Source organism: Enterococcus sp. 7E2_DIV0204, from assembly GCF_002140855.1.
In the GTDB taxonomy this organism is placed as follows: domain Bacteria; phylum Bacillota; class Bacilli; order Lactobacillales; family Enterococcaceae; genus Enterococcus_L; species Enterococcus_L lemimoniae.
The window spans coordinates 1,787,474-1,802,295 of the sequence record NZ_NGKY01000001.1 but is presented as its reverse complement, the minus strand read 5'-3'; the positions used below and the strand labels follow the sequence as shown (position 1 = coordinate 1,802,295).

Below are 14,822 nucleotides of genomic sequence, written 5' to 3'. Positions count from 1 at the left end.
ATTTAATTTGAATATTAATTGTAATGTTACAAAATTTGGGAATTATTACAGAAAATTTCAGCTATTTCCTTTACTAAAACATGATTTCCAGTCGATTCAATCTCATTTTTAGCGCACAAAAAAAGCAGAAAGGCTTTTAAGTTCTTAGCCGTTTCTACTTTTTTTACTATCCATTATGGTCTTTTTGCTCGATCACTGATTCTAATAATCGATTTTCTGTTTGAATAATGTCAAAGAAAGCACTGATTTTCTCTAATTGCTCATAATCGATTCGATATAATTTTACTCTAGGTTTGAAAAAGAGAAAGCCTGGACGAATCTTAACACGCTCATTAATCAAATGACATTGTTCCATCATTGATTGTAAATCCATTTCTGAAACACTATTTTTAATTTTTTCAATACGTGCTCGTTCATAGACCCATTGATCTTTTGTAACGGTCATTTTTTCGGTGATCGTCACTAATTGACGATTTAAACGCCAAGATTGTTCAATAAACTTCGCTTTTTTATAAAGATCATCATACTGGATCAAATCGATACGAACTGGCTTGTACCAGTCTTCTTCATCAATAGTAGACTTCTGATGTTTTTTAAATCGTTTTAATCCACTAACGAGTAAGCTGTTTTCTATGGCGAGCAGCTCGTATTCCAATTTTTCTTTTGCTACCCGCACGCGTTCCTTTGACGCTTTTTCTCGTTTCAAACTTTCTTTTAAAAAGAGAACTTCACTTCCTTCTGTTCGAGCAAGTGCTGTTACTTCAGCCTCTTCTATTCGTTCTAGATTGGAGTCTCCTTCTTCGGCTTCTTCTTCATCTAAAAACCATTGTTCGATTTCTGATATTTCTTCTTCTGGTGTTTCTTCTATAGATACTTCTACAGGAAAACTAAGTGTTTCACCAGACAGAGGAAGCTCTTCTTCTTCTTGAAAAATAGAAAGAAGTCTTTTTTCTAAAATGCTGCTGACAGATTCACCTTTTGAATAGGCCATCTGTTCCAGGCTAGCAGAAACGGTAAATTGGATTGGTTCTTCTTCTGAAGAAAAAGAAACAGGAACCAATTCACAAAAATATGTATTAAAAGCACCATCGACTTCTTCAACAATTTTTGTCCAAACAAACTGGGGAAAAAGTTCTTCTAATTCTTCCAATAAGACATCCCAATTCAACTGAGCATTGAAAAACTGGATTTCCACATGTTTTTTAATTGGAGATGTTATGACCTTCCGAGAAAGCTCATCGTTCTCCTGAAAAGTAAGAAAATCTCCTGTTGAGCGTTCATAGAGTGTCTCACATGCGTCAATGATTTCTTCAGTACTATCTTTTTGGTAGAGAACGGTCCCTAAAGTGAATGGGATAGCTTGTTGATGAAAAAACACATCGAAATAATCATTCATTACACCGTTCTCCTTCCTTGTTTTTTATGATTGAAGTTCATAAACTGGCGCTAAAATAAGCTGTTGTCCTTCAGTTAAAAAGTATTGATCTAGGTCGTTCCACTCTTTTAACGACCACACAGAAATCCCTGTCTTTTTAGATATACTTGCTAAAGTATCGCCTTTTTTCACTTCATACGTTTCTTTTGTCTTCTTGCGAGTCGCGCTTACTTGATAATCTTTTGATTCTTTTGTAGACGTTGTTGCACTTGTTTCTTTTGTCGATTTTGTTTGCTTAGTTGTATTAGTTGTCTTTTTAGTTGATGCTGTTTTTGATTCTTTTTTAGCCGTAGATTTAGTTGTTTCTTGATTTGAAAATGCATTAGATAATTTTTGAACCATGTCCAATGAACGGTCTACTGCATCTTCTTTTGGCACTACAGTCGTTTCTTCCTCTTGTTTTGGTACACTCAATTTTTGACCGATAAATAACATACGTCGATCTAATTGATTTTTTTCTAAAATAGCTAACGTAGAAATATTATACAACTCACTGATTGATTTAAGTGACTCACCTTTTTTCACGATATGTGTAAGGTATTCAATTTTTTGATCCAGTTGATCATCTTTCTTTTCTAACTTATCAAAAGATGTATTTAATGTGATTTTTTTCGCTTTTTTGGTATTCTTTTTATCTTTTAACGTATCGTATTGTGTTAAATCATACGCATCGATCAAGCCGTTCAATTTTGAATTATAGCTAGTATCTGTCGCATAACGACCCGTTAGAAACTTCGTTGCATCTTTATGCGATTTCGTATTGGTTTTCCAAGTTCCACTATAAAACGCACTGCTGGAATCTGTACCACCTCGAAGAAGTTTCACATAATCCTCTAGTGACTCTTTATATGATGGGTACTTTCTAAAATTCGAGCGAATCGTGAACATACTTCCAGAGCCATTATCTTCACTTGTTAGAAAATTAGCACTAGAGCCTTCATAGCTTCCTTTGATACCAAATAGATTATAGTTTGGTGCAGAAGCTAAAGCGCTGTTTCCTGAAGCACTTTCTAAAATCGCTTGCGCAATCATCACTGATGCATATAAATTATTCTCACCCGCAATCGTGCGGGCATCTTCACCTATTACCTTAACAAAACTTTTCGTAGTCAGATTAGGGCTGATATGAAATACCTGATCTGATCCAGTAGAAATACTACCAGTATTACTTCCAGTTACCGTTCCAGTACTTGGTCTACTTGGCTGCTGTGCTGGTGCACTTGGCTGTTGAATTGGTCCTTGAACGGGTGGTGTTGGCTGATTAGGTGTTGGTTTGTTTGGCTTTGGCTTATTTGGTTTCGGTTTTGACGGTTTTGTTGTTGAATTCGTTGTACTTGTACTAGAACTGCTTGTTGTACTAGTTGAAGTACTAGTTGAAGTACTAGTTGACGAATCTGTAGTTGATGTCGACGATTCAGATGTACTTGTCGAATCCGTTGTATCTTGTGTAGAGCTGGTCTCATCTGATGTACTTGTCGAATCACTGCTAGATTCTTCAGTTGACTCTGTGGTCGAAGAAGAATCTGCGCTATTTTCGGTAGTAGAACTGGTCTCTATTCCTTCTACTGTACTTTCTGTTGTTTCATGTTCCTTAGTTGAAGATAAAATTGCTACTTGCTCTTGTTCTTCGGAGCTTGAAGTTGCTTTGTCATCGATTTCTTTCGCAACAATTGGTTGAACATCGCTAACAGAAAGGACAGCACTTGAAGTAAGCAATCCCACACTCAATAATCTTAATTTTTTACTGTTTAGATTTCTCTTTTTCATTCTGTGTCCTCTCTTTCTATTAATCAGTATCTTCTTTCACCAAATTGATGATTTGGTTGAATGCTTGTTCTGATTCTTCCTTAACATCTTTGATGCGTTTATAATAATTTTGGTATTCTTGTTCAGCACGTTCTAAGCGTTTTAAGACACCTGCTTTTTTCTTGGTTTCTTCATTGATTAGTTGTGCACGTTGATTTGCTTGATTGACGATTTCTTTTGCTTGTCTCTTCGCCTCTAATAAAACTTCACCGATATCTTCTTTCGTTAATTGTTGGTCGACATCGATCATTTTTTGTGCTAATTGACGTTTTGTTTCTTCTAATTCCTGACGGACTTTTGCCAATTCTTCATAAGCACCTGTGTCGGTTGGTGTATCAGATGCCATGATCACGATCCGGTCTTCTGAAAGTTTGTCGATTTCTTCTTGTTTCGCCAGTAGCTCTTGCTCATACTGTCTGATTTTGTTAGCAAAGCGCTCTGCTTTTTTACGGTTCAAATCAGTCTCATCAATCTGACGATTACTATCACGCAACAAGCTGTTGTATTTGCTTTTTACTTGTTCAAGTTCGGCCATACGAGCATCGTAATCTTTTGGTACGGCTTGTACCATCGATAATTCATTTTCCAATGAATCGTTTGTTTCACGAGCCGCTTCTAATTGATTTTGTAATTGAGTGTTCTCTCTCTTATTCTTGCGTAACTCTGCTTTTAATTCGCGAAGTTCACTTTGAAGTTGTTCATTTTCTTCTTGTAGTTCCTCTAACTCATCATCATCGATAACTTCATTGACAGGTGGTCTCTTTTTCTTTGGTTTTGGCTTTCTAGCTGGCGCAGGGACCGGTTTTTTCTTTTTACGTGAGAATAGTGAACGAGGTTCTTCTTCATCATCGTCGTAGTCTTCGTCGTCATCATAATCTTCATCATCGTCGTCGTAGTCTTCGTAGTCTTCGTCGTCATCATAATCTTCATCATCGTCGTCGTAGTCTTCGTCGTCATCATAATCTTCATCATCATCGTAGTCTTCGTCGTCATCATAATCTTCATCATCATCGTCGTAGTCTTCGTCGTCATAATCTTCGTCATCATCGTACTCCTGTCTCTTATACACATCTAGATGTGTATAAGAGACAGAGGTTCTTCTTCATCATCGTCGTAGTCTTCGTCGTCATCATAATCTTCATCATCGTCGTCGTAGTCTTCGTAGTCTTCGTCGTCATCATAATCTTCATCATCGTCGTCGTAGTCCTGTCTCTTATACACATCTAGATGTGTATAAGAGACAGGTCTTCGTCGTCATAATCTTCGTCATCATCGTACTCTTCATCGTCGTAATCTTCGTCATCATACTCATCGTAATCTTCGTATTTTTTTCTTTTTTTACCTTTTCCAAAAATTTTTAGCATATGCTCACGTCCTTCTATAAAAATAGGGCTATCTCTTTTATTGATTATTTTTAGTGTACAATGGATCTTAAGTGAATTATTTGAACTGTCTATCTATGTATATAACTATAGTGACGAGTGCCGTAATTTTTTATTTATAAAAATAACCAACTTCACTTCTAGGTGTTTTTCAAATTACAATAACCTACTTGTTTGTCTAAGCATGACGAATAATTGTTATGTTCATTCTAGTAGACAAAAAATAGGGGTCTAAAACATACCTAGTTCCTTACATTTTATCAGATAACAAGCAAACAAACAAACTGAATTCACGCTTTCGTTCCATTTTTGTGAAACTGAAATAGTCCTTTATTATTTTTCACAAAAAAATAGATTTATAAAAAAATTAATATATGTTTTTTTATAATTAGCTTCCGAAAAAACCAATTATTTTTTTTATTTAAACATTAAAAACTATCAATGATTTAAAAAGGTGAAACGTCTTTAAAAAGCTAATCATTTTAGATTTTAAAGTACTTGACCTTCCCCTGAAATCATGATTGAATCCTTTGTAAAATGACCATTTCACCTCTCCCCCCTCTTTTTTTAGTAGATAAACGGAGCACTTCCTTCTAAAAGATTAAGTAACTATTAATTCTAAAACCAAATTCTAGCATTTGATAACCTAAACATTATATCTTTTTTATATAAGAAAACATCTTTTTTCATTTGTTATTGATTTCATTAAAAAATAGGAAAAACAACTAAGTATTTTTTTTAGCAATTTATTACTTTTTTTGTGAGAATGATGAGTATTTACAAAAAATGAGCTCTCATTATTTAAAATTATGAATGATTTTACTGATTTTTGATGATAAATTTATAATTCTAAAGGAATCGTCTATTCTTATACTATTTTAAAGTTCACGTTTTATTATCAAGTTGACAGTCTGATTTAAAGTAGCAGTACCGTTATACTATTCAAAAAAGAGCGAAACAAAACTAAAAATCAGTTTTGTTTCACTCTTTTCTTGCTACTCTTTTGAAGGGATCAATAAACGTAAGCCATTCAGAATAACCAATAACGTACTTCCTTCATGTGCAATCACACCGATCGTAATATCCATTTTTCCAAGAATATTTAATGTAATCAAGAGAACTACAATGAACATTGAGAAAATGATATTTTGCCAAACGACACGATCTAAACGTTTGGAGATTTTATGAACGTAGCTGAATTTCGTTAAGTCATTTTGCATCAAAACAGCATCTGCTACATCAATGGCAATATCTGTTCCATCCCCCATCGCAACACCGATATCCGCTGTTACTAAAGCTGGTGCATCATTGACTCCATCCCCTAACATCGCTACATTGCCAAAACGAGCTTGTTGGTCTTTAATGATTGCTGCTTTATTTTCCGGTAAAACATTCCCAACAACTTCATCGATTCCGATTTGACGTCCGACTGCCTGTCCAGTTAATTCGGCATCACCAGTAATCATCGTGGTATGAATTCCTTGAGCTTTCAAATAACTAATGACCGTTTTAGCATTTTCATTTGGTACATCCATCATTGCGATCAACCCAATCACTTCATTGTTCTTCGCAAAGTAGACCACTGTTTTTCCTTCTTTAGCGTATTGTTCATTATGAGCGTTGATTTGAGTTTTAACTAAGCTGAAAATTTCTGGTTTACCAATTTGATACGTATCTCCTTGATATTCAGTAACTAGTCCTTTACCGATTTCATTTTCGACGTTTAAGCTTAGTTCTGTACCTGCTTTGAATCTGTCTAAAATCGCATTTGCTAGCGGATGGTTCGCTGTTTTTTCCATCGCAACAATTAAATCGATACAGGTTTGTTCTGTCATTTGTGCCGTATCTGTTAAGAAATAGAAATCAGTGACAGATGGTTTCCCTTTCGTTAAAGTCCCCGTTTTATCAAAAGCGACTGATTTAATGGTCGCTAGATTTGCTAGATAAGAACCACCTTTGAATAAAACACCTCGTTTAGCTAGGTTGGAAATACCTGATAGTGTGGCTGGTACAGCACTGGCTGCCAGCGCACAAGGTGAAGCTGATATCAAGAACACCATACCGCGATAAAAGCTCTCGTTCCATGACCAATTAAATATAAATGGACCTGCTGCAATAAAAATTGGAACTAAAATCAAGACGATCGTTACATAATAAGGTTCTAATTTTTGGATTTTAGTAGCTGTTTTCGACAAATTTGATTGAGACTGATTGACTAATTGAAGAATTTTGGCAAAGACTGTATCACTGCTGTCTTTGGTCACTTCCATAGTAAATGTACCTGTTCCATTGATTGTACTACCGAAAACTTCGTCACCGACTGTTTTTTCTCGTGGAATACTTTCACCATTGATCGAAGACTCATCGATTGAGGTACGCCCTGATAGAATGACTCCATCAGTAGCAATTTGATCGCCATTCAAAACTTGTAGTTTATCACCGATTTTCAAAGTGCCGACATCAACTGTCTTCACGTTGCCATCCGCTTGGATCAAACGCGCTTCGGTCGGATTCATTTTAAGTAGATTGGTAATTTCTCTTTTACTACGACCTTCTGCATATTCTTCAAGGAAATGAGCTGCTGCAAATATAATGATCAGCAAAGCCCCCTCTTCATAATTTCCAATGATCGTCGCTCCGAAGGCTGCTAAGGTCATTAAGATATGAACGTTTGGAACAAATTTTCTTTGTTCTTTTGATTCACTGATCGTATCAACAATACCTTCTAAAATAATGTGATAACCTGATAATAGCATGGCGCTGACAAATAGAATATTTTGGAGCAGTGAGCCCTCAGTGATAAAAAATGCGACGATAAAGATTGCTAATCCTGTAAAAAATAAAACGACAGGAGATTTTCCATGACTGTGACTGTGTCCGTGACTGCCTTCATGATCATGATTGTGCTCATGGTCTTTTCCGCTTGAACAGCCATGATCGTGTGCTTTTGTTGTATCCATTTTATGTTTCCTCCTTTTTGGTTGTTTTCTGAAAAGATACACTTTTCTTTTCAAATGAATATCTGTTCATATATCACATACTCATAATACATGAGCGCATATTCATATGTCAAGTAAAAATATATATTTTTTTACATCTAAAAAAACTAGAGCAACGCCTATTCCGCGTTGCTCTAGTTTTGACTTTATTTTGCTTCTTCTACTTGAATATACTTGAAACTATAGGGTGAACCAAAGGCATGTTTCACCACACCACTGATCTGTTTGTTTTGCAGCAAAGCTGTTTGCTGTTGATAGATCGGCGCTATCGTATAATCTTCAGCAAGTAAAAGCTGTTCTGCCTGCAATAGATCCGACCATCTTTTTTCTTCGTTCGCTGCATCTGTTTCAGAGGCTGCTTGAATCAATTGATCGTAGGTTGGATTTTTATAGTTCACATGGTTTAATCCCGATGTTGAAGCAAACATATCTAAAAACGTGCTGGCGTCTTTGAAATCTGGCATCCATTGACCAAACGCAATATCATAGTCACCGGCTAAATAGCGCTCCTGTAAGTTATTGCTTGGTAATGTGGTGATTTCAAATTTTATCCCCGGCAAAACTTCAGCTATTTGACTTGCTAAATATTCCGCTGTTTTTTTCTCTGTATCAGTGTCTTTACTCAAATAAACTAACGTGATATCGTCTTTGTTCAGCTCTTTTTTCGCTTCTGTATAAGCCTTTTGCGCCGCAGTTTTATCGAACGTTTGCTGAACGCCATTTTCTTTACGGAAATCTTCCCCTGTTTTCGGATTTTGCACAAAATGTTGTGGCACAAACCCTTCCGCTGCAATTGAACCATCGCCTAAGATGTTTTTGACAAAGGTCTCACGGTCAATGGCTAAAGCAATTGCTTTACGCAAGTTTTGGTTTGCCAATGGTTTCTCTGTTCCTTGATTAAAACGGAGGTACCCCATTTTTGTGTCGTTTTGATTTTGAAAATCTGGGTCGTTTTTATATTGTTTTGAGAATTCACCGTCTAATACTACACGGTCAAGTTCATCCGTTTGATATAAGTTAACAGCGGTACTAGTTGATTTTACAACCGTTGTTTGAATTTCATCGACTTTGACATTTTTATTATCCCAATAGTCAGGATTTTTAACGTACTGCCAAGTATCTGCGTTTTGTTCCCAGCCTTCTAAAACAAATGGGCCATTATACAGCGTGGTTTTAGCTGATGTTCCGTAATCACTGCCTTGTTTTTCGGCAAAGGCTTGGTTGATTGGGAAAAATGTTTCAAACGTCAACAGTGAAGTAAAGTAGGGAATCGGCTTGATCAACTGAATGACTAGTGTGTGCTCATCTGGTGCTTCTACGCCTAATTCTTCTGGCTTCATTTTCCCTTGGTAAATAGCATCAGCATTTTTGATTGAAGAAACAAACAGACTAGCATAGGACGGGGAAGTTTCTGGCGTGACTGCGCGTCTCCATGCATAAAGAAAATCAGCTGCTGTAACTGGTTTACCATTCGACCATTTTGCTTCTTCTCTTAAAGAAATCGTATACGTTTGTTTGTCCTCACTGATTTTTGGTAAATCTTTGGCTACTGCCGGTATAGCTTCATCTTTTTCATTTAACTGATAAAGTCCTTCCAATACTTGATTTTGAGCGTTAAAGCTTGTAAAATCTTCTTCTTGTGTCGTATCTAATGTTAGTAATTCTGCTGGTTCAGTAAAATGGACGATTGCTTTTTTAGATTCACTTGATTCCGTTTTGCTCACTGAATTACACCCTGTTACAAAAAGTAAAAGTGCCAATGCACTGATTGCGAAAAACTTTTTCATCTTATTCCTCCTGATCAAAGACGTAAGAAACAACAGCATCTAAACAAAGATAACCTTTTCAACAACAGCTATTGCTGGATCTAGAGATTGCATGACTGGACAATTTTTCCCAATCAATTTAAGCGCTCGTTCAGCCTTACCTTGTGCTTCTTCAGCTACTTGAATTGAAAAAGTGATGTCAACACGGCTTAAAGGTTTCGCTTGTTTCTCTTCTGCTCGTTCATATGAAATTTCGACCTGCTTGATCGTGAAATTGATATGCGAATTGGTCAATATTTTTTCATAAACATACGCACCACATGCCGCAATCGATGCGACTAACATTTCAACTGGTGAAAAACCCAGTTCTTTTTTTAATAACCAATTTCCATTTTGATGCACTAATTCAAAGCCCTTTTCACTTGAAATCAATTCCATTTTCTCCACTCCTTTGCTTATTTGCTTCTCTATTTTATAGCGTTTTCTTTATCTTACTATGATAGTACAAAACCTAGCAAACTGATAATAGTTAAATAGTGGGTATGATAGCAAAAAGCTATCAATAAGATGAAGAAAAATAGATGAAACAAACGACTTAATCATTTTCTATATTTATGAAAATGACGAAGAAACACTTGTTTATCCGTCAGCTGACGGATAAAGTGACTCAATAGCTTGTGATGATGTTACGTGTTACCGTTATGTCTCACATAATTCTCATTTATCAAATTATGCACGTATCAACGGAAGGTATGATCATGCGTGAGATTAGGAAGGAAATCTAATTTCTGAAAGTAAATAGATTTCCAAAAAGGGGTGCTTTTGGGAATCGTATGTTTAAGAGCGTCTGACTCAAAATGCTTGGATCAGATTTTAAATATTCGCTTAACTAATGAATTCGGTTGAACAAATTAGGACAGATAAAACCTCTATTCTAAATTTATATTATTAGCGACTCTATTGAACAGCCAAAAATCGTGGGGAAGAGTGCAGAAAAAAGAAGTGTACAGAAAATGACTATTTTCTATACACTTCTTTTAAGCTAAATAATGAGTGATTTCCCTATCTGCCATTTATCGGGTCAAAAAAATCAGCATTTAAAAAGAAATTGACAGCTCACTATACAAAGAACCTAAAAACTTGAGGCTGGGACATAACTCTACGAGTTACATCCAACCCTCAAGGAATCCGAATAAACGGTGGGATCAGAAGCAACCCCTTCGGAAATAAGCTGAGATTCACAAAAATTTGAAAAGCAATTTTCGTGAATCTCCTCTTATTTCTCGGCGTTAAACACTTCTGTCCCAACCTCAAGTTCCTTATGTTGATTTTTATCAAATTAATAGGATCAAAATCAGGTTGACTTATTTTTTCGATTCAACGGTTACAGTAAAGTCATCCATAATGAAATCTTTAGCGGCGCCTGTTGTAAAAATACCAAATGTGGTATTTCCTGAAGCATCCCCAATTATTTCTGCTTCATAATGTTTGGTTTGACCATCTGCTACCGTAGAAGTCAACTTACCGATTGGTTTGAAGTCGTTATTGTTTTTAAATTCACCGTTAATCGTTCCGGCAGAAAAGACATTATCAGCATCTGTTTGATAATCGAATTGAACAGTATATTTCTTGTTAGGTTCAAATTTAATATTTTGCGGAGTCGTTTGAAGCATTAAGCCCGCACCTTGTTTGTGGGCTTTCAATGACCAGTTGCCTTCTAATACATCTGATACAAGATTCCCATTCCAGCCATATTGTGTGTAAGGTTCATTTCTTTCTGACAAATGAATCCGTGGATCTTCTACACCACCAGCTGAACCTTTAACAAACGGATATAAACCGACTGCTTGTGTGTCTTCAAAATCTTGCTTAATTACTGTTTGTTTGTCTAGGTTCATGATATCGGTTTGACGCTCAACAATCCGTAAATCATCAAATTTTGTAACGGAATTGCCTTTGTCAACCGCTAACGTAACCGACCCTTTTTTGGCATTATCTGGAATTTCGAAATCAATTCGCATATTCTGCATATACTGCGGATTTTTTCTACTTGTGTGGTTAATATCTGCCTGAATATAGTTTTGGGCAACTGAATCATCAACTGTCCGCGTATATTTTTTACCACCAATTTTAACAGTTACTGTGGCTTTTCGATCATGTGTTTCTGTGTTTAGATACAAACTATATTTTCCTGATTTAGGAATATTAACATCTTGTTTGATTTCTGTTCTTTCTTTTTCTGAACTAAAGACATAATCACCGTTTGCATCTTTCACAACCACACCATCGCCTCGGAAAACTTTCCAGTTATTTTTCAAGGTATTGGCTTCATTAAATCCAGGATCTTTAAATGGTGTTCCTGTTCCAAACGTCATCGGTTCAATACTATCAGGTTCAGCAATCACATACGGCGTATCGGCCTCTGCTTGGATGGTGACTTGGTTATTCGTAGTTGCAATTGTGCCTTTATCGATACGACCTTGATCAGTTAATTCATATAAATGTAAATTCGCTTTCCCTTGCATTTTATTATCTAATGACCAAGTGCTGGTGCCACCTTTTGGATTCCAATGATACAGTTTGTCTTGACCATTGACATTCCAAGGTAATAGATACGCATCGCCTTTTAGCACTTCTGTATCATTTAAAGTAATACTTCTTGGTGAATTGGCATCTGCTTGAGTAACGGTCACTTTTTCAGCACCGTTCACCAATTTAATTGTGCCATAGATTTGACCATCCTCCGCTGTTGTTGTTTCCCAGTTGGTAATTTGATAGTGTTGTAAGAATTTAGTTGGTACATTAATTGCAAAAGTTTTTTGGCGATAGGTATTAAAATTGGTTTTACCAACCCACCCTTCATACGCTTCAAATTCGGCACCGCCTAATAATGGGTTGTCGGAAATAACCCAAGTATCTTTTTGGTGATTACGAATAAAGCGAACGATCGTACTGTTAAATCCTTTCGTAGTTGTACCACCATAATCTTTTTCTGCAGACCAATGGTTCCAAACTGAATCATACTCTAAAGAACTTGGAAATTCATTGGTTGTAAACCAACCTAGAGAATTAATTTCTTTACTTAGTTGACGACTCGCCCAACCTGATTCGCCTTGATTCCCCCAGACATCGACATAAATGTAATCTAGATTTGGTGCTTTTTGTTTTAATTCTTTAAAGCGATCATAACGACGACCACTCAATGCATCTGGTCTTTGTTTAATAAAGTAGGATGGGTCCAACCAATCCCAGCCACGTTTCGTCGGATCAACTAATTCTTCATTAAATGCTTTTGCTTCTGGATAAGATTCTGTGTCATTAATATGCACACCGAAAACTGCATTTAATTTATGGCCTTCATCAATTAATTGATTCAACGCTTGTTCCCCACCAGGTCGCTGACCAATAGCGCCGTAATCTGGATGTGCAGAATCGTGCCCTTCATTTTGATACCCTTTCAGTAAATTCATTTGTCCCAATCCATCTGTTAAATTGTAAATGCGTTTTGATTCGTCTAACGTCACCAAAAATGGATTTGTAGCCTGACTGGCAAAGTTAAAAGGAATACGTTGATTGACTAACTCAGGTACTTTTTCAGCACCAATTGGATTATTCATAATCGAACGAAAACCAATCGCCGCATCTTGCCAATCCACTTGATTGTCGTCGTTTCTATCTTTTGAGAATTTAACTTTCACTTCTGGCGTTTCTCCAGTCGTGTAATCCTCTGGCGCATCAAATGGTCGGTAAGTCCATGCACCACTTGACAAAGTTGTTACATAGCCAGACTCCGATTCTTTTGTTTGTTTATGGATTCGATTGTTGTCGCTACCATCGACAGACCCATCTCCATAAGCGTTTGTCCAGAAACTTGCAGCATAGTTCGCTGTGTTTAAGAAACCATACATATATTTTTTCGCTTCTTCTTGACTTGCCGTAGTTAAATCTTGAATGGTATCACCATTTTTATTTTCATTATTTGCGTTTGTCCCAGTATTCATCACGACACCAGCAAATGTCGCCCCTTCATCCGTACTATTAACAGAAATCAAGCCATGATTTGGAATAGAAATTGTGTGTATTTTTGTTCCTTCTTCACGAATATCTGATAGTTTCATAGCCAATTCTTGTCCATCTGAAACGGTTAATGTCGTCGTAAAACGCAGACCAATTTCTGGTACTGCAACGTCATAAACTGCTTGTTTCGCTTCACTCTTTTGTTTTTTAGCAGTAGCTTTATACGCTTTACCATCAATCATCACTTGGTCAATTTTCTTGTGCTGTCCATGAAAAATCACTTGATTATCCTGAGGGTCTTCGTAGCGAATAATTCGTGGAAATTGTGGATCAACCACTGCTGTTAAATCTGCAGAAGAGATTTTGTCACCTTGTTCTGCTTCATTGTCTTTAGCAACAACAACGCTGGCTTTTGCTTTCATGCTTGTGCTTTCCACAGTGCCATCAACTTCAAAAGTCCCTGGTTCTTTGTATGCATCAGGATTGATGTCGTCCCAACTTACTGCTTCATGGGTTTCTTTGCCTGTGTTATAGGTCACTTTAACTTGTTTAGGTAATTTTGGTGCGACACCAGTTTTTGTAAAAACTTTGACTGGAGCAATTTGCGTCACTTCTGGCACAATTTCTGGAATACTATCTACGGGTCCATTTTTCAAATAGTCATAATTGACAATTTTTTTGTCATACCATAAGCGGACACCCATATGTCCGGCTTCTGTTGGAATCTTCGCACCATTTGCCAAAACGGGTTCTCCTTCGTAAACCACCGTGGTATTTAGCCAGATAGTAATTTTTTCACCGACATAGCGCACTTTTAACAAATAACTTGTATCCTCATTCAACGTTGGTCCAGAAATCGAATCATTCCATGAATTAGGACTTTCTACCAACCATTTTCCGTTATCATTATAGCCTACAAAGACCCAGCTATCTTTGGCATTACCGCGAATAATCACACCGGTCCGACCACTTCCAGCAGTGTATTTAAATCTCGTTTCTACTTCACCATCAGCTAATTTAGGTGAATCTAGATTTAAGGATACGGCATTATTACCTGCTGCAGCATCTCGTGAAATCGCCAATGACTTTCCAGCTAATTCCCGATTTATTTTGCCAATCACGTCTTGCCACTCCCCGATTTTCCCCCCTGAAAAATTAGATTGCCACAATTTCTCTTCTGTTGCGGCAGGTTCAACCATCGATGTTGTCATTTCAGTGCTACTGCTTGTTGTTTCTTCTGCAGATGTACTTAATGGTATTAAAATCGTTGCGCTTGCCAATAGTGTCAATATACTAAATCGTTTCACTTTTCCATGTTTCATCAGATAAATCGGCCCCCTAACATTTTTTTGAACACGTTTTCAATCGTAATGATCAAAGGGGGCGTTCAAAAAATAAATTCTTTTATTTTTTGAAT

8 protein-coding genes are annotated in these 14,822 nt (G+C 36.7%); all 8 read right to left on the bottom strand.

Features of this window, described 5'->3' with window-relative positions; translation table 11 throughout:
* Positions 1-166: 166 nt before the first annotated feature.
* The 8 genes from A5819_RS08405 to A5819_RS08375 all read right to left on the bottom strand — a co-directional run bounded on the left by A5819_RS08405 (position 167) and on the right by A5819_RS08375 (position 14,727).
* Positions 167-1,396 carry a hypothetical protein gene (locus tag A5819_RS08405; RefSeq protein ID WP_086278314.1) on the bottom strand — a complete coding sequence of 410 codons (1,230 nt, stop codon included), beginning with the start codon at positions 1,394-1,396 and terminating at the stop codon, positions 167-169.
* A 24-nt stretch (positions 1,397-1,420) separates the two neighbouring features.
* Positions 1,421-3,202: a glucosaminidase domain-containing protein gene (locus tag A5819_RS08400; protein ID WP_086278312.1), complete on the bottom strand. Its 1,782-nt coding sequence runs from the start codon at positions 3,200-3,202 to the stop codon at positions 1,421-1,423.
* A 19-nt stretch (positions 3,203-3,221) separates the two neighbouring features.
* Positions 3,222-4,310 carry a hypothetical protein gene (locus A5819_RS08395; RefSeq protein WP_139843544.1) on the bottom strand — a complete coding sequence of 363 codons (1,089 nt, stop codon included), beginning with the start codon at positions 4,308-4,310 and terminating at the stop codon, positions 3,222-3,224.
* Between the two features lie 154 nt (positions 4,311-4,464).
* Entirely contained in the window at positions 4,465-4,605 is a 141-nt protein-coding gene (locus A5819_RS19235) for a hypothetical protein (protein WP_176271392.1), read from the bottom strand.
* A 1,013-nt stretch (positions 4,606-5,618) separates the two neighbouring features.
* The gene (locus tag A5819_RS08390; protein WP_086278308.1) at positions 5,619-7,583 is read right to left on the bottom strand and encodes a heavy metal translocating P-type ATPase; all 1,965 of its coding nucleotides are present in this window, start codon (positions 7,581-7,583) and stop codon (positions 5,619-5,621) included.
* Between the two features lie 185 nt (positions 7,584-7,768).
* Positions 7,769-9,409 carry a peptide ABC transporter substrate-binding protein gene (locus A5819_RS08385; protein ID WP_086278306.1) on the bottom strand — a complete coding sequence of 547 codons (1,641 nt, stop codon included), beginning with the start codon at positions 9,407-9,409 and terminating at the stop codon, positions 7,769-7,771.
* Between the two features lie 39 nt (positions 9,410-9,448).
* On the bottom strand, positions 9,449-9,826 hold the full coding sequence (locus A5819_RS08380; RefSeq protein WP_086278304.1) for an OsmC family protein: 378 nt from the start codon (positions 9,824-9,826) through the stop codon (positions 9,449-9,451).
* A gap of 926 nt (positions 9,827-10,752) precedes the next feature.
* Positions 10,753-14,727, bottom strand: a complete 3,975-nt coding sequence (locus tag A5819_RS08375) for an endo-alpha-N-acetylgalactosaminidase family protein (protein ID WP_086278303.1) — start codon at positions 14,725-14,727, stop codon at positions 10,753-10,755.
* Between the last annotated feature and the right edge of the window lie 95 nt (positions 14,728-14,822).